The organism is Thalassobacillus devorans (assembly GCF_011761345.1).
Taxonomy (GTDB): domain Bacteria; phylum Bacillota; class Bacilli; order Bacillales; family Halobacillaceae; genus Thalassobacillus; species Thalassobacillus devorans.
Genome location: NZ_JAASRY010000002.1, coordinates 141,318 through 159,905, shown reverse-complemented (window position 1 = coordinate 159,905; position 18,588 = coordinate 141,318). Strand labels below are relative to the sequence as shown.

General features: G+C 42.5%; 10 protein-coding genes. 4 read left to right on the top strand and 6 right to left on the bottom strand.

Annotated elements, in window-relative coordinates; translation table 11 throughout:
* The first annotated feature begins 58 nt into the window (after nt 1–58).
* The 3 genes from FHS45_RS08120 to FHS45_RS08110 all read left to right on the top strand — a co-directional run bounded on the left by FHS45_RS08120 (nt 59) and on the right by FHS45_RS08110 (nt 4,414).
* A complete protein-coding gene (locus FHS45_RS08120) occupies nt 59–1,123 on the top strand; it encodes an LCP family protein (protein WP_062442247.1) in 1,065 nt (354 codons plus the stop codon).
* 203 nt (nt 1,124–1,326) lie between these two features.
* Nucleotides 1,327–2,754, top strand: coding sequence for a sodium:solute symporter family protein (locus FHS45_RS08115; protein WP_062442249.1), 1,428 nt, complete (start codon nt 1,327–1,329; stop codon nt 2,752–2,754).
* 16 nt (nt 2,755–2,770) lie between these two features.
* Nucleotides 2,771–4,414 (top strand): amidohydrolase, encoded by a 1,644-nt coding sequence (locus FHS45_RS08110; RefSeq protein WP_062442251.1) that lies wholly within the window; start codon nt 2,771–2,773, stop codon nt 4,412–4,414.
* A 50-nt stretch (nt 4,415–4,464) separates the two neighbouring features.
* Here the strand turns inward: FHS45_RS08110 and FHS45_RS08105 are convergent, their stop codons facing one another.
* The 5 genes from FHS45_RS08105 to FHS45_RS08085 all read right to left on the bottom strand — a co-directional run bounded on the left by FHS45_RS08105 (nt 4,465) and on the right by FHS45_RS08085 (nt 15,692).
* On the bottom strand, nt 4,465–5,649 hold the full coding sequence (locus FHS45_RS08105) for a YheC/YheD family protein (protein WP_062442253.1): 1,185 nt from the start codon (nt 5,647–5,649) through the stop codon (nt 4,465–4,467).
* A gap of 181 nt (nt 5,650–5,830) precedes the next feature.
* Entirely contained in the window at nt 5,831–7,102 is a 1,272-nt protein-coding gene (locus FHS45_RS08100; protein ID WP_062442256.1) for a peptidoglycan-binding protein, read from the bottom strand.
* A 199-nt stretch (nt 7,103–7,301) separates the two neighbouring features.
* Complete coding sequence (locus FHS45_RS08095; RefSeq protein ID WP_166761385.1) at nt 7,302–8,597, bottom strand: peptidoglycan-binding protein; 1,296 nt, start codon at nt 8,595–8,597, stop codon at nt 7,302–7,304.
* A 168-nt stretch (nt 8,598–8,765) separates the two neighbouring features.
* Nucleotides 8,766–12,980 carry a peptidoglycan-binding protein gene (locus FHS45_RS08090; RefSeq protein ID WP_062442262.1) on the bottom strand — a complete coding sequence of 1,405 codons (4,215 nt, stop codon included), beginning with the start codon at nt 12,978–12,980 and terminating at the stop codon, nt 8,766–8,768.
* A gap of 174 nt (nt 12,981–13,154) precedes the next feature.
* Nucleotides 13,155–15,692, bottom strand: coding sequence for a peptidoglycan-binding protein (locus tag FHS45_RS08085; protein ID WP_062442264.1), 2,538 nt, complete (start codon nt 15,690–15,692; stop codon nt 13,155–13,157).
* 239 nt (nt 15,693–15,931) lie between these two features.
* Here FHS45_RS08085 and FHS45_RS08080 point away from each other — a divergent pair, with 239 nt between their 5' ends.
* Complete coding sequence (locus FHS45_RS08080) at nt 15,932–16,927, top strand: YheC/YheD family protein (RefSeq protein ID WP_062442267.1); 996 nt, start codon at nt 15,932–15,934, stop codon at nt 16,925–16,927.
* Between the two features lie 75 nt (nt 16,928–17,002).
* Here the strand turns inward: FHS45_RS08080 and FHS45_RS08075 are convergent, their stop codons facing one another.
* A complete protein-coding gene (locus FHS45_RS08075; protein ID WP_082411950.1) occupies nt 17,003–18,562 on the bottom strand; it encodes a YheC/YheD family protein in 1,560 nt (519 codons plus the stop codon).
* Nucleotides 18,563–18,588 lie beyond the last annotated feature (26 nt).

The following is an 18,588-nucleotide window of genomic DNA, read 5'->3' as shown; positions in this document are numbered from 1 at the left end:
ATATTGAAAGTTTTACCGGCAAACCAAACCGGATGCTATAATAAAAGGGGTAATATTAATGACCAAAAAGGATGCTGCTCCATCAAGGGCAGTCCGAAGAAAGAAACGGAAACTCAGGAAGCGAGCATTTTTTGTCCTCATTCCATTACTTGCAATTTTTGTTGTCGCTGGATATGCCGGCTACTTGTACTTTAAGGCTGATACCGTTTTTTCCGATTCTTATGTAGAAGAAGAAGAAAGGGAAAAGTCTCCATTACGGGACGCGGAGGTCAACCCTAGTATCGATAATGTATCCGTTCTAATCATGGGGGTAGACGCAAACGAGCACCGGGATAATTCCAGTAATGCACGGACAGATGCCTTGATGCTTGCCACTTTCAATAAGGATGAGAAAAGCGTTAACCTGTTGAGCATTCCACGAGACTCACTCGTGTACATCCCGGAAGTTGGTTACGAAAGTAAAATAAACCATGCCCACGCCTATGGTGGACCTACAGCAACCATTGAAACAGTCGAGAATTTGCTAGATATTCCCGTCGACTATTATGTAAAAGTTAACTTCCACGCTTTCGTCGATGTCGTGGATGCATTGAATGGTATTAACGTCGATGTACCCTACGAATTTAAGGAATCCAATTCCATGGATAAACGAGATGCAATCCATTTATATGAAGGCAACCAGAAAGTCAACGGAGAAGAAGCACTTGCTCTTGCCCGGACACGAAAGCTGGATAACGATATTGAACGAGGCAAGCGCCAGCAGGAAATCATGAGCGCCGTCATCAAAAAAGCGACATCCGTCAATTCCCTTCTTAACTACGATAACGTATTGGAAGCCGTCGGTGACAACATGACAACCAACATGACGTTCAGTGATATGAAGACATTCATCTCCTACGGTTCAAAAGGAACGAACCTGGACATCAACACCCATACACTGCAAGGGTACGATCACCAGCCAGGCAGCACCTATTACTGGGCGCTTGATCAGCAGGCATTGACAGAAACAAAAGCTATGCTGCAGCAACACCTGGAAATCAGCAATCCAGTAGTTGAGAATGGTACTTCGAATGAATACGCTGAACCAGCTGCAGAAGATACAACAGAATCAGAAAACTATTAAAATACAAAGCTTCCAACCGCATGCAGGTTGGAAGCTTTTTTATGATTTTCTTTCTCCCTCCTCTCTTGTTTTATACAGAAGCTTATTTGCAAACCACCCTTTATTTTGATTAAATAAACATATTACAAAATAATCTGTCGATTTATGTCACAGGCACTTGAAAGTCTTAGATGCGTGTGTCAGACAAGGAAGGGACTCATTTTATGATTTGGTACATTTCCTATACAGTCATTTATTTTATCTTAATGTTTGCCATGGGGATTTATTATTTCTTTAAAATTAAAACGTATGACGATTACCTGATTGGAAGCTGGAACACCGGTTTCTGGCCAATCGTCGGTACTATTATCAGTACCTGGTGTGGTGCAGCCGTGTTTATAGGCTGGATGGGAATGGGGTTTACCGTCGGCTTATCGGGATTCTTTAAATTCGCACTCCCTGGCATCTTATTCAGTTTGTTATTAATCATTGTCTTTGCATCCCCTCTACGGAGGCAGCAGCTCTACACCATTGCCGACCTGTTCGGGGAAAGGTTTGGCGGAAGAGCCGGGATCATCCCCTCCCTTCTATCAGCTATCATCTATTCCGTCCCTACGTTAGCCCTTCAGATTGTCGGGTTAGCCTCGATTTTCAATATTACGCTAGGACTGGAAACAAATTCCGCAATCATCCTTTCTTTCCTCCTTATGCTTGGTTTCACTATCCTGGGAGGATTGCCAGCAACAATCATCACGGATGCGCTGCAATCCATCATAGTGATAATTGGTATCATCGTATTGGCTATTACCAGTCTCAATTACGCCGGAGGATTGGAAAACATTCTTGCTAATACTCCTGCTGAGTATGTCAGCCCGCTCGGTCCGGAAGGTCTCAGCGAAATACTGCTGTATGCTCTGTCTGTCGGCCCCTTCTATGTTGTATGGCAGTCGACTTGGCAGCGTATCTTCGCTTCTAAAAGTGAAGAAGTTGCTAAAAAAGCAGGAATTACCGGTTTTCTGATTGCTGGTGCTATTTCCTTTCTCCCTTTTTCTATTGGAATGATTGCGCGCCAATACGTTCCTTTGGACATGCACCCGGATTTGATATTTTCTTATGTGACAGCTGAGCTTATTCCACCAGCAATTGGCGGGATTGTCTTCCTCGGCTTGATGGCAGCTTTGATGACAGGCGCCACCTCTTTCATTCTGCAGGGCAGCTCCAATCTGACCCGGGATTTGTATCAGAGGCTATGGAATCCTGATGCAGATAACAAGCAATTGATGTTTGTAGCCAGAGGGGCTGTCGTCGCCATTTCTGTACTGGGTGTAATCGTAGCTTTTTTCGTCACCGATATCGCTACAGCATATCAGTGGGCACTCAGGCTGTCTGCCACTGTTCTCCTGTTCCCATTCCTTGCCGTAATGTTCTGGAGAGGAATTACAAAGAAAGGGATGGTATGGAGTATGGTATTGTCTGTAATCGCGACCATCGGCTGGCCGTTTATGAATATTCCAATCGATCACACGGTATTTGGATTTTCCGTATCTATCATCAGTATGGTTATTATCAGTCTGCTGACTAACCATGATAAAACCGAACAAGTACGGCCAGTTTACTGGGAAGACCTAGATTCAGCCAATAAGGATAACTAGCAAGGAGAGAAGTCTATTGAATGATATCGATCTTTTGATTAAAAATGCAGCAGTACTGACATTAGATGAAGAAAATACGCACGCTGGATCGGTTGCCGTATCCAATGGCAGGATTGTAAAAATATGGCCCGAAAAGGAGCCTGCGATCGAGGAAATTCCTGAGAAAACGGAGGTTATTGATTTAGATGGCGCCACACTGATCCCCGGCTTCATCGATACCCATAACCACCTTTTGATGTACGCCCGCTTCAGAAAGCAGGCAAACTGCAGTTCACCATTGAATCGTAATATTCCAGACGTTCTCGAACAATTGAAAGCACAAATAGACAAAACACCGGATAACGAATGGGTGCTTGGCTGGGGTTATGACAATACCTTGCTGGAGGAAAACAGGCATCCCACCCGCAAAGAACTAGACTCGGTGTCCACCGATATTCCAATATTGATCCGTCACACCTCGGTTCATTTTGGAGTCGCCAACTCAAAGGCCTTGGAGTTAGCTGGAATCGATGAAGAAACAGCCGATCCATACGGTGGTCGTCTGGGCAGAGACGAAGATGGACGACTCGATGGTATCCTATATGAGCTTCCCGCCTTGTCTCTTATCCAATCAGCTATCCCCGCCCCTTCCGTGGATGAAGTAGCAGACTTTATCGGGGAAGCAGCAGAAGATTATCTTGCAGAAGGGATTACCACCAACTCTGATGCAGGAGTCGGACTTGATATGGGAATGTCAGAATTTGAGGCTCATATCAAAGCCGTGGAGTCAGGTAAAAACCCCCTCCGAATGCGATTGATGGTTCTCCATCACCTGCTTGAAAAACAAGCAGATTTCGGGGACTTTACAGCTGAAGATCTGGACCAGCTTATTCGTAAAAGGACGCAGGGTCGAGCCAGGCTGGACAGTGCCAAGCTTTTTCAGGACGGTTCAATTCAAGGATTTACCGGGGCACTCCGCGAACCCTATCATACCGATCCGGCAACAACAGGTGAGCTGCTTCATCCTCAGGATGAATTCAATAATGAAGTCCTTGATTTGCATGAACGAGGGTTCCGGTTAGCCACTCACGGTAATGGAGACCGGGCGATTGAATCCATCATTGATGCCTATGAATATGCCCTGACACATAAGCCAAAGCATGACCACAGGCAACGGATCGAACATGTACAAACAGCAAGTGAAGAAGACTTGTCACGAATGAAAGACCTGAATATCGCCGCTTCTTTCTTCATTAATCATGTCTATTATTGGGCAGATCGCCATAAAAAATATTTCCTCGGCCCGGAAAGGACAGAACGACTGAATCCGTTAGCAGAGGCAACCCAAAAAGAACTGTTATATACACTCCATTCCGATTGTCCCATCACACCGATTTCTCCATTGTTCTCCATTTGGATTGCGGTAAATCGCCAATCCATGGAAGGTGAAACCATGGGAAAGGAACAATGTATCAGCCCCCTAAAAGCCCTAAGGACCATGACCATTGATGGGGCAAAGTTGAATTTTGAAGAAGACGATATAGGGAGCATTGAAGTCGGCAAGCTGGCTGACTTCGCCGTTTTAGATGCAGACCCAACAAGTGTAGACCCAATGGAAATCAGAAATATCAACGTTCTCGCTACTTTTATCGGGGGCAGGAAAGTCTATGAAAAGCTATAGAAGCTCATTAAAAAAGCAGCCAATCTTTTTGAAGATTGGCTGCTTTTTATCTACTTATTATTCTTTAAAAGTTTACCAAGCATACGCAGGGGAGCAGTAACTCGCCAGGACGTGCTTTGTTCCATAGTTCGCATCCTTTTTTCCAACTGTTCGTTATTCACCTTCAGTCTCTCCATTTCCAGGTCTGAGTCCGAATGCTGCCTCTCAGGTTCTGAAACGACTGCGTCCAGTTCCTTATCCCGGATATACGTATAGTATTCTACATTCAATAATGCAGCGTGAGCGACCAACGGCGTTGTATTAGGTGCCCCGTTTGATTCAAATAGATATAAGTCGCCGCTTTTATCAATAGCGACATCAAAGCCAATTGACATCGTCGGGGTCTTTTTGAGCTGTTCAATTTTGTAAGGCAGGGTCTCCCCTAACTCATTCAGGTTACCCTCGATCTCTTTCCATTTATCATCAAAATTAGCTTTCAGGAAAGGCTTCGTATCACTGATCCCGCCGCCTTGATTGACGTTGGACATAACCTTCTGGCCGATGCCGATCCTTATATATTTTTTTGCGACCTGCCATTTTCCATTACGATTCTTTTGCACATGGATTCTGCAGTCAAATGGATCACCAGCTTTGGACCGCGAGGTAATGTATTTTTGCAGGATATAATTTTTCCCTGAAATATTCGTTTGAAAATGCTTTTCCAGTTCCTCACGGGTCAGCCGCTGCTCTTCTTTTTGATAGCCAAGGACATATTCTTCCCCTTCCCGCTTCACGATATAGATCCCTTTTCCTTGTTGTCCAAAGACAGGCTTCATCACCATCGCAGGATACTTATCGAGGAATGATTCCACATCCTCGAACGTTTTTGCTCTGGCTGTAGGGATAACTAAATGCGAAAATTCTTCGTCTTTAGCGAGCTCTCTTTGTAACTTTGCCTTATTAAGGGCATTCTTTTTATCAAATGTAAGGCGAGTATTCTTTCTTAAATACTCCATCAAATCTCTGGTTTCTTTCTTAAAACAATAGGCAGAGATATCCATTAAATCAGGGAGGTCTTTGGTTACCTTCACCCATTTATTATTGATATACATCCTGCCCTTCACAGTATGATTAGCCATATCAATATCCTTCGGCCTCATGTAGATAAGTTCAAACCCATAATAATGACACATGACAGCCGTAATTTTAGCTATGAAGGGGGGATTTTCAGCACGTCTCATATAACCAACTAACATAATTACTACCTCTTTTTCTGAAAATATTATCGTGTATTGGCTTTATTATACCACCCGATGGCAGCTTAATAACTTCTGTTATGGAATTGTTCCATGATTTTAATATTCCATTCTATGTATTTTTAAAAGAACCCTGCCTATAGGAGAATTTTCCTCGATAGTACAGGGTTCTTCTTTTTGGTTACCCGCGGATATATTTTTCAGCGGGACGGTCTTTGAATACCGGTATTTCTAAATATAACGTATAAGAATCCAGTGTTTGATACATTTCATACAGGACTTCCAATTGATTGGTCAGCCAATTAATGTCCTTGCCTGTTGCAACTTGGCCATAAAGATTAGCCGGATCGAAATATATTTTATATAACGTATTATTGGAAGTACCATACTCCTCTTGAAGGAGCTTCGCTTCATTGATTATAACTGCTTCTAAATCGCTGTCCGGGATAACATTGCCATTTTTCAACACATGGGAAACAAGGAACAATTCATTGATATTCCTTGCTTTTGCAATTTCCATAAATAGCTGTCCTTCCCCTTCCAGGATCCCTTTTCCATCGAGCAGTTTATTAAGTTCAGAAGCAACTGTAACATTTGAACGGAATAAATCAATAAAAAGAAATTTCATCTTTTCATCATTTACAAAGTTATTCGGGTTAAGCATGATCGGATGATTATCCATACCCGCTTCGCTAATCGGCTGCTTCTTGAGTACTTCCTCAAAGGTAATGTCATACCTGCTGTATGTCACTTTTTCTTTTATTTTTTGCGCGGTCGTTAACTTATCCATTGTAATTTCATCAACAATCCCACTGACAGGCAGGCCATAATCCGCCTGGAATTTCTTTACCATCCGCTCTGTTTTTTTACCGAACTTAGGCGTTAATTGTATCCTTCCATAGCCTAGAGAATTCAACTTACTCTTCAATGTGATAACTTCCTGGTGCTCTTCACCAGTTTGGTAAGAGCATGAAAGAATATCATTCATTTTAGAGAAAGTTACAAAATCGAGAGAGCCTGTTACTTTTAATTGGTAGTGTTTTTGAAAATCCATTAAACATCTTTCAAGGTGGGCTTTATCGACTATCTCTCCGAAGCCGAGACGTTCTAATGCTGACTTGAATCTACTAATCCTTTTATAGTTATTATCCGGGCGAAAAGCTGCTCTAAACACTTCCGTGATTTTTCTGTTCGTCCGGTAATCAACCATCCCTGTTGCTGCTAACTCATGATCTGCTTGAAACTTCATGACTTGTTCCTTAAAATACCCCCCGAACTTAGTAGTAATCTTACTTTTCCCATAGCCAAGCCAGTTCAGTTTCATTTTTGCTTCTACCAGATCCCTATGGGCCATCCCTTCTTTAAGCAGGTAGGAAGAATCAGGCTCAATCGTGACTTCACCAGCTGTATATCTTACAGGATTCCCAAACAAATCCCTGCTTTCCATCGCCATGTAAAACACCTCTCCCGCTCTTTTTCATCTATGAAAATCATTCGACATGATTCGTTTGTTTACGTCGTTCAGTGTAAAAGAATCCCAAAGATGAATCAATATGAGCAGGACAATTACCATCACTTACATAGATAAGGAATAATCCGCCAATAAAAAAGGCCTTCCAAACTACTGACAAGTAGTTCGGAAAGCTTTTGTTTTATCCCCGGATATATTTTTCAACAGGACGATCCCTATAGACGGGGATTTCCAGGTACAAGGTATAAGTATCCAGTGCTTGATAAAGTTGATATAAATTTTCCATTTGCTTCGTTACCCATTCCACATCTGTATCATCCTGGGCGTTTCCTTCCTGAATTTCCTCTGGGTTGCAATACATTTTATAGAGCGTATTTTGGCTGGAGTCATAGTGGCTCTTTACCTTTCTCGTCCAATCCGAAATATCATCGCCCTCCCCTAAATACGTTTCAGGGTGAATTGGGTAAAGGGCATGAGTAAGAAGAAATAATTCATTGATATTCCATCGATCAGCTGCTTCCACGATCGTCTGCCCTTTTCCTTTCAAACGATCGTCCGATTCCAAAAGCTTGTTAAGGGTTGAAATAGAGCCTGCAACATTGGAACGGAATAAGTCTACAAAATAAAACTTCTTCTTACTGTCGTTGATAAAGTTATTCGGATCCAGTCGGCTCATTACGTCATCTTGCATTGTTTCCTGCTTCTGTTTTACCGCATCCTTTAAGGAAACGTCATAATTGCTATAAGTTACCCGCTCTTTCACCTGCTGTGCCAGCTTCATTTTGCTTATGGTGATTTCATCTGCAATCCCACTGACAGGAAGGCCATAATCCTGCTGGAATTTCTTCAGCTTCTTCTCCATGAGGGAACCGAACTTGCTGGTTACTTTCAACCGTCCATAGCCTAAGGCATTCAACTTCTGCTTCAGCTTTATAATATTCTCATTCTTCTCTCCCAGTTGGTATGGGCTTAATAGCAATGTCTTCATTTTGCCGAAAGTTTCAGCATTGACATTCCCTGTAGATTCCAAATGATAATAGCTTTGAAAGTTTCTGATAGAAGCCTCAATTCGTTGCTTATCGGGGGAAGATGTTTCCAGCGCTTCACCAAATCCCAATCTTTCCAGCGTATTGGCAAGCAGTTGTAATCGATCTTCTTCGTGGTCAAGGCTATCCAATTGCAGCAGGACACTATCTATCTTTTCTTTCGTCTCTTCATCGATCTTCCCGGTTATCGGTAACTGGTAATCCGATTGGAACTTCATCACTTGCTCTTTGAAATAGGGGCCGAATTTCGGCGTGATTTTACTCTTGCCGTAACCGAGCCAATTCAATTTCAATTTGAATTCTTTGATGTCATCATGGTGCATACCTTCCGTCAGCGTATGTAAAGCAACAGGGTTATTCCTTATCTCATTATTTTCTCCAGTTTCAGAAAGCTCTTCAATTAGTGCATCACTTGCCATTATCCACTTCACATCCTCTGCTAGATTTGTCTCCCCCATTAGTGAATTCCATTTCGAGTCTAAAAGAACAATAGATGGCAGTCAATGCAACTTTTACCAATTCACCAGTAATTAAGAAGATTGATAACTAGGAACCATGTAAAAAGTCCAGCCTCTCTCGAGAGAGACTGGACGTTAGTTTTACCTGTACTGCGAAATATTGAATTTAAATAATGGATCATCCAACAGATCATACATATTCTTGATATTTGTCACCTGCTTGGTTGCCCAGGCAATATCGGTAGCATATTGCGGGTATCCTGGATTGACAGGATTCCAGCGCATTTTGTAGAGCGTATTCTGGTTGTATCTATTATGCACATAACGCTCACCGATGAATTTTGCACCGCCGACAATTGCCTTTTCAGGAGAGAACCAGCCTTCCTGATAAGCTTTGACTGCTCCTGCGCGGTGGGCATCTCCATCGATGGCACCGATACCGAACATGTTGAATACAGTTTGAATGTCAGTCAGTTGATCACGGTTGTTACTGGTGACCAATATCTCTTTTCCATTACTGTCCTTCCCTACTTCAATACCGGTAGCGAGACTGGAAGTGCCATGTCCCGTTTCCAGCAAGGCATGGGAAATCAGATAAATTTCGTTGACACGGTGTTCTGCTGCTGCATCAATGAATGCCTGTGCTTTCCCTTCCAATACGCCTTTGCCATCCAGTACGTTATTTAACTCCTCCGCACTGACATCAACGCTGGAAGAAAGCTCCAGGTGTTGGAAAATGTCATTGTTATCTGGATTCAAGTACTTTTCTACATCTTCTTCCGTTGGGTTTCTCCATGTCTTATAACTTATTTCATACCAGTTTCCTTCCTGGCCATAGATAGTTACCTGGGACCCACCCGAAAGCTGACCAAAGACATGATAACCTGTGCCAGCACCAGAACGCACATTCACTTTTGCAGTAGTTTCCCCGGTAATCACATCCGGATCTACTAGAGAGGAGTGAGCATATAATGTTTCATCATTATAGGTAAACTTATACCATTTGGTGCTGCCATCATATTGCGCTCCCTCGACAGTGCCCTGGATATTGATTGCTGTTCCTCTTCGGAGCGTGGCATAGACATTGTTGCCAAACTCTGGAGCGGTACGCACATTTACACTATCTCCTGAAATGGCACCGGATTGGGTAATATCCAAATAGCTTCCATGTACATATGCAGGATCATTGCGATATTTATCGGTCTGCTGCAATTGGTTCATTTGGATATCAAGTGCTTCATCCAGGGAATAATCAGATTCTGTGTACGTGTATACCTCTCGGGACGCAGCTGCGGCTTTCTCCAATTCAATCATCGTCTTCTCATCTGCGATGCCGCTGACAGGCAGGCGATAGTCAGCCTGGAAAGCTTTTAACTGCTCTTCCGTTGTTTCATCGAAAGCAATATCGACTTCCTGCTGGCCGTAGCCTAACTTGTTTAAAGCATCTTTGATTTTCTTGACATCTTCATGGCTGTTTCCAACCTGAAGTGGAAGTGATAGAATTTCTTCTATCTTGTTCCATGTAGGTTCATCCGCAATTCCATGGGCATTCAACCCGTAGTAGGATTGGAAGTCTGTGACTTTCTGTTTCATATAAGAACCATATAAAGTAGTGGTTTTAATGTTGCCGAAGCCTAGACGGTTGAGCTTTTCCTTCAGTTCAGGCGTGTCTTCATGACGCTGTCCTTCCTGGAAAGGACTGGACAGTACTTCATCCATTTTCGCCCATGTTGGCCCATCAACAATTCCATTCACTACAAGACCATAATACTCCTGGAACTTTTCTACTTGTTCCGTAGTATAAGAACCGAAATAAGTTGTTACGGAAATCTTGCCGAACTGCAGCTCATTAAGATTCTCTTTCAGTAGGATGGTATCTTCATGACGCTCGCCTTCCTGGAAAGGACTTGATAGAATTTCATCCATTTTTGCCCACGTAGGCTCATCAGCTATACCAGTTGTTCTCAAGCCATAGTATTCCTGGAATTCTATGACTTTTTCCTCTGTTAGAGAATCATAGAGATCGGAAGCTGGCAATTCGCCGAAACCTAACCGATTCAAGTTCTCATGAAGTACAATCGTATCTTCATGACGTGCTCCTTCCTGGAAAGGAGATGAAGCCACTTCCTTGATCTTATTCAATGTTTCGACATCCGCTTTGCCGGTAGCCTCTAATCCATAGTATTCCTGGAATTGGCTGACTCGCTTGGCTGTGAAGCTGCCATAATAATCAGTGGTTCTAATTCCTCCAAAACCAGTGTTGTTCAGTAGTTTTTTCATTTCACTGATGTTCTCATGGGAACCGCCTTCCTGGAATATCCCTGAAAACAATTCATCAAGCTTTGCTCTTGTTTTGTAATCAGCTATCCCACTAACCGGTAATCCCTGGTCTTCCTGGAAGTCTTCTACTTTTTCGGCAGTATAAGATCCGAAATAGTCTGTTACGGTAATATTGCCATAATTAAGCCAGTTCAGTTTATGTTTGAATGGGATAATGGCGTCATCTTTTCCACCTGCCTGGAATGGACTGGCTAAGATTTCGTCAATCTTATCAAAAACTTCTTCATCTACATTTCCATCTGCTTCTAACCCGTAGTATTCCTGGAATTGTTTGACCTTCTTCTCGGTATAGTTCCCAAACAATTCCGTCACCGTAATTTGTCCGAATCCAATCTCGTTCAGATTACGCTTCAGCTCAATCATTGCCGGATGGCGATCTCCCTGCTGGAAACCTTCTGACATGATGCTGTTAAGCTTGGCAAGAGTCACCTCATCGATCATTCCGTTGACAGCTAGATCATGATTCTCCTGGAACTTTCTTACTTGCTTCGCTGTATAAGCACCATACAAGGTAGTTACCGTAATAGGGCCATAACCTAAGCGGTTCAGGTCATTTTTCAAATCGACCATATCCTCATGGTGGTTGCCTTCCTGATACGGAGTAGCAAGAACTTCATCGATCTTAGCCCAAGTGACTTCATCTGCAATACCTGTGTCTCTTAAACCATAATACTCCTGGAATTGCTTCAGCTTTTTCTCTGTATAGGAGCCAAATAATCTGGTCACCGTAATGTCCCCAAACCCTAATCGATTCAGGTCACGTTTCAAGGCAACCGTATCATCATGGCGTTCCCCTTTCTGGAAAGGGCTATTGTAGATCTCATCCAGTTTGTTAAGAGTCGTCACGTTGGCTTTACCGGTAGCATTCAGACCATAATACTCCTGGAATTGTGAGACCCGTTTGGCTGTGAAGCTGCCATAATAATCAGAGACGATGATACCCCCGAAACCGATATGGTTCAGTTTTTCCTTCATCTCAGAAATAGTGCTGTGTTTGTGGCCCTGCTCGTATCCAACTTCATAGATCTGTTTAATTCTTGTCCTTGTCAGATTGTCAGCAATGCCGTTCGGTTCCATACCGTAAAAATCCTGGAACTGCTTCACCCGTTTTTCTGTAAAGCCGCCATAATAATCACTGATGATGATGCCGCCGAAACCAATGGCATTCAACCGTTCTTTCATGGTACTGGTTTCCGCATGTCTTTCACCAACCTGGAAAGGACTGTTATAGACTTCATCCAGCTTATCCAGGGTTGCCTGATCTGCTACACCTGTAACCGGAAGCCTGTAGTTCGCCTGGAAATCTTCCACGCGTTTGGCTGTATAAGAACCATAGTAATTGGTTACGCGGATTCCACTAAAGCCAATCGCGTTAAGCTTTTCTTTCATTTCAGCGATGTCTTCATGGCTGTCGCCTTCCTGGAAAGAGTGGCTGCTTTGGACAGAAAATGATTGCATTCCCATTTCTTCCGAAGCTTCTTCTTCCTCTGCTTCTTTCTCGGAATCTTCCTGTAGTTCTTCTTCAGCATCCTGATCGGTTTCCTCTTCTAGATCAGTTTCAGCGTCATCAGAGGATTCTTTAGCTTCACTTCCGTCTGTGGACTCCTCGGTTTCAGACTCAGGTGCCGTTGTTTCCTCTTCCTCGGCGTCTGCTTCGTCTCCGGTAGTTTCTGTATCTGTTTCTTCTGTAGCTGCATCATCTGTTGCTTCTGTGTCTTCTTCATTAGTCTTCTCTGAAGCTGCGTCATCTTCTGTTGAATTTGTTTCCTCTTGTGAGTCTTCTGTTTCTCCTTCAGTATCTTCTGTTGCACTCTCACTTTCTTCAGCGTCATCAGCTTCTGTATCCTGCTCTTGATCAGTGGATTCAGTTGAATATGTATCCTGGTTGTCCACATCTTCCTCTGCTTCCTTCTGACCATTTGCTGGATCAGTTGCTGCCTCTGCTGTGTGTTGACTAAAGTTGATAACAGAAAATAGTAGGGCGATTGATAGAATGATAGAATTTCTCAGTATCACTTTAGTTTCACCTCCCTGCTAGAATTTACATACTAGTCCATTATTAGCCAAAAGACCCAAATTTTCAACATGATTTTAGTAGGATTAGAAAAATATGTTGAAATCAGGCTTTATTTGTCGAATAAAAAAAGAGACGGGACTTTTGGCCCTCGTCTCTTAATGGTAGATTCGCTATTATTTTCTTCCAATTCCAAAAGAATGAGCAATCGCTTCTGCTGTGATTTCTCCTAAATAGGTACGGTAATTGGAGTCCTTCAGCATCTCGTTTTCCCTCAAATTATCAATGAACATATATTCTAATAGAATCGAAGGCATATCGGTATTTCTCAGTACATTGTAGTCTGCCTGTTTCATGCCGCGGTCGCCTACATCGATCCGGTCAATCAAATAGTTGTGGATGTCCTCCTGGCGTTTCTCTGTTTCTTTCGATACGTTTCCATCATGGATATACGTTTCGAACCCGCTTCCTTTACCAAGCCATGCGTTCGTATGATAACTGACAAAATAATCAGCGCCCCAGCTATTGGCCATTTCCGAACGCTCTTCCAGCGGGATGAATGTATCATCTTCCCGGGAGAACTTGATATTAAATCCTTTGTAGCTCCTGTTCAAAGAATTTGCTGTACGTAAAGCGATATCGAGTACCACATCTTTTTCATCTAACCCGTATCCTTGCCCGCCTGGATCATGATCGCCATGACCAGGGTCAAGGAAGATTTTGACCACGTTGCTCGCGATTGTTTCTCGTGTGAGCGGGTCTACAATTCCACTTACAGGCAGATTATAATCACGTTGGAACTCTTTGACACGCTTTTCGGTGAAGGAGCCAAAATAATCAGAGACGATTATTCCCCCATAACCAAGCGCATTCAGGTTTTCCTTTACTTCGCTCAAAGCGCTGTGACGTTTTCCGACTTGCAAAGGACTATGATAAAGCTCATCAATTTTTGCCTGCGTATATTCCTCGATGATGCCATTAACCTTCAGGCCGTAAAATTCCTGGAACTCCTTGACACGTTTTTCTGTAAATGAACCAAAGTAGTCTGTCACAGTAATGCCACTGAACCCAAGTTTATTCAGCTTTTCCTTTAACCCGCTTAGGTCTTCGTGCCGCTTTCCTTGCTGAAAAGGAGAATGATATACTTCATCCAGCTTATCGAGTGTTATTTGGTTCGCTTCTCCTGTTTCAGGAAGTCCGTAATAATCCTGGAACTGACCGACACGCTTTGCTGTAAACGCACCATAATAGTCGGTGACAGTAATGCCGGCGAAACCGATGGCATTCAATTTTTCTTTCATGTCACTGATTCTGCTGTCTCTGTCCCCTTGCTGGAAGCTGGTTTCAGCAAGCAGTTCATCCAGCTTCGCTTGCGTGACATTATCAATAATGCCATTGTCTATCAGACCTAAGGTACGCTGCAATTCTTTCACACGTTTTTCGGTGAACTCTCCAAAATAGTCCGTAACACGAATTCCGCCAAACCCTGCTTCATTCAGTTTTTCCTTCCATTCACTGGTTTCGTTATGTCTTTCCCCCAGCTGGAATGGACTGTTATAAACATCATCAATCTGTTCTAACGTTTCTGCATCCGCATCGCCGCTCTCATTCAGTCCATAGTAATTTTGGAATTGTGTCACCTTTTTAGTCGTATAGCTGCCGTATAATTCTGTCACAAGGATCTTACCGAAGCCAATGCTATTCAACTTCCGCTTCATATCCTTGATCGCTTCATCTCTGTCGCCTTCCTTGAACTCTGACGGTTCGTCTGCCTGCAGCATAGTTTGCTGGTTGGCAAGCTGCTGTAATCTTTCTCGTGTTAATGCATCCGCTATCCCATTCGTCTTCATATTGAGATGGCTCTGCAACTCTTTGACACGTTTTTCCGTAAACGAACCAAAATAATCGGTGACCGTTATACCACTGAACTGCGTTTGATTGAGCTGTTCTTTCAGTTTGAGGATACGGTCGTCTTTTTTTCCGGACTGGAAGGAACTGTTAAAGACTTCGTCCAGCTTTTTCATCGTGGCATCATCGGCTGCGCCGTTTACAGGCAAGGCGTAATTTTGCTGAAATTGTTCGATACGTTGTTCCGTGAAGGAGCCGAACAACTCCGTTTCCTTGATACCGCCAAATCCGATGGCGTTCAGTTTTTCTTTAATTTCCACGATAGCTGGATGCCTGTCCCCAAGTTGATAGTGCTGGGTACTCTGGACAGAGAATGTTGTTGCTTCCTCATCGGTATTTTCCGGCTCAGCTTTTTCCTCTTCCTTTACCTCTTCATCTTGGGCAGTGGCCTCATCTGCAGCTGGATCCTCCTTTTCTTCTTTTTCATTGGAGGTATGATCAGAAACATCATCTTGTTCATATGTAGGTTGATCTTCCGCTTCATCTGTTGGGGTTTGTTCTTCTATGGTATCTTCTTCAGTTGTATCGTCATTTTCATCCGTAGATTTCTGCTCTTCTTCACTAACATTATCAGAAGAGGTTTCTATATCATCGCTGTCAGCTTCTTCCTCCGTTGTTTCTTCTGTATCTGTTCCTTCCCCTTCTTCATCAGCTTCTGTCTCGCTATCATTTGCCTGCTCATCTTCCACCGTCTCTGTATTTGCTTCTTCTGTTTTCTCCTCATCTGAAGCAAGTATAACCTGTGGACTAAAGTGGAAAATTAAGCATAATGCCGTGAACATGGTAATCACTCTAATTAATTTCACTTTAGTTTCACCTCCTTTATTCAATTGTTAAATATATCGGTATTTTCCAATATTTGTACATAAGACTAAAGTATTGTTTTAACTATTTTCTAGTGAATATGTATTAGCAATCTTCAATTTAGGGTATAAGTAACTTCATCCACACGGAGGTATAAAATTCCTCCCTTTCCCTCCCCAGAAAATAAAACAGGGGAGCGAAGGTTACTAATATACGATAAAACATAAAAGGAGATACACCAATGCAGATTTGTTATATGCGTATTTTCAAGAAACCTCCTAAATTTGCAAGACTCTTATCAAAAACAAGTAAGTATTACAATATAGAAGTCGTCTATGCCCACCCTGAAAACGTGGATATAGAACAGGAAGTCATTCACGGGCAAGTATTAATCGATAACGAGTGGGTAGAGAAAGATGTTCCTATCCCACCCTATATCGATATAAACACGTATTGTTTCCGCTACAAAGAGGAAATGGAATTTTTGAAAGAGAGAAGTCATTTATCAACCAATGGCATGTATGGCGGTAAAGAAAAAGTATATCGATTGTTAGAAGAAGATGGAGAATTCGCCGACTTGCTTATACCATCACGGCGTGCAGGAAGTTTTGAGGATTTTGCGACCTTTATCCATGAACATCATTCAATCATCCTTAAACCTAGAAACGGCCATAAAGGCCAGGGAATCTATCTTATCGAGAAAGACAGCCAGGACTATATCCTGTATCATGGCAATGAAGAAAAGACCATGTCTGTGGGGGAATTAAAAACATTCATTGAGGAAATGGATGATAAATATTTATGGCAAAAGTACATCACGTCTACCACTCCTAAAGGGGAACCCTTTGATACAAGATTACGATTAGAAAAAAATGGCAAGGGAGGTTGGCAAGTTACCAACTACCTCGTCCGGATCGGCGCCCATCAAAAGGTTGTTGCCAATGTTGCACAGGGCGGCTGTGTCAGTAAGCTGAGCCCTTACCTTAAAGCAAACTTCGATAATTGGGAAGAAGTCAGCGAGAAGATTAAAACAATAGGCAAGGAGCTGCCTTATAAAATCGAAGAGCTATCCAACAAGAGAAATATTGCGATGGGGATTGATTTGGGTATCGAACAAACAGGGGAAATTTATTTGTTTGAAATCAACTCATCTCCGGGAACCGAGTTCGGAGAAAGCGAACTGGCAGACATCAAGCCCGATTATTACAACTATATATTGAAACAACTGCAAGGATAAGAAAAGGGGCTGTCCATAAGTCTATTACAGACATATAGGGCAGCCCCTTACATGTGTTTATGAAAGAAATGTTCGTTACTTCTTCATCCCTTTTCTAATAGAACGCAGTGGTTTTGTCAGTTTCCAGGAGAAGCTGTTTTCTAAATACGCATTGGCATTTTCGTATTTTGCTTTTTCTTTCTTAAGCTTTTCTACTTGAGACTTTAGCTTCTTCACATCATTTCGCAGAGTCTTGTTTTTTGATTCAAGGCTGCTTATGATGGAGGCCTGGTTCTTTTTGTTCAAATTCCCATTCAGGACCTTTGTTTCTAATACATGCTTATAGTATCCAGCTCGTAAATAGGCGGACTCTGCTTTCAGTTTTCTTGCAGCTGGTGCTGAGTTTGCTTCAAACAAGTAAAGATCACCTTTTTTATCAATCCCTACGTCGAATCCCAGGGTCAACAGCTCCTGCTGACGGATTTCTTCTAGCTTATAAGGAAGCGTCATGGCCAGCTCGGTCAATTTGGCATCAATTTCTTCCCATTGATCAGGGAAGTTAGCCTTAAGGAAAGGAACAGGATCTGCTACTCCCCCTCCTTGTCTTACATTCGATATGACTTTCTGAGCAATGCCGATCCTTATATAATTACGGGCTATTTCCCATTTTCCTTCACCGTTTTTTTCTACATGTACACGACAATCAAACGGGTCATCCTGCAATGTTCTGGAAGAGATATATTTTTGAACGACATATTCTCTATCTTTAATTGATTCCTCGTAAAACCGCTCAAAATCCGATTCATACAAGACTTCTTCTTCGGTATTATGTCCTATATGGTACTTATCGCCATCCTTACGCAGGAAATAAATACCCTCTCCACCTCTGCCATATTCCGGCTTCATTACAATGGAGGAATGTTCTTTGATAATATCTTTCAATTCCCTCAAATCTTCTGGCATATAAGTGGGAATCGGCAAGTGGCTGAAGTTAGGATCGTCCTTCAATGCACTTTCCAGTTTCGCTTTCGACACACGATCCAGCCCATTATCCGATAAGATGCTGCGATCACGCAGGTAGCTTGTCACCTCTTCAAATTTAAACACAAATGGAGAAATATCGATGAAAGCAGGAATATCTGTATCTACTCGTACCCACTCCCCATCTACAAGTTTCTTCCCTTTGATTTTGTTTTTTTCCATATCGACATCTCTTGGGCGGAAATAGATCAGTTCCATTCCATAATGGTCACAGACCATAGCAACCATTTTTGCAATAAAAGGGGGCTGGATAAAGTTCCTTAGAAAACCGACTTGGATGTTGCTGTCACTCTTAACAGCAACGGGACCTTTCTTTTGGCCTTGTTGCGGTTTTGCTGTCTTTTTGATTATGAAGCCTTCCTTCACTAATTTCGGATAGGCTTCCTCTTTGATCCCTTCAACTTCTGCTTTTGATGGTCCTTCGTTTAATCGGTTTTTGAATTCTTCCAGCTCTTTGTCTGTGCCGGATGCTATCACTAGCACTCTGCCACTCTTTAAATTTTTTACATAGCCGTCGATATTAAGGTTCAACGCTTGCTCTTTCACCCATTTACGGTAACCTACTTTTTGTACTTTTCCACTAACATAAAATTTTTTCGCACTTTTTTTACTCATGGCTCAGTTGCCACCTCGATTCATTT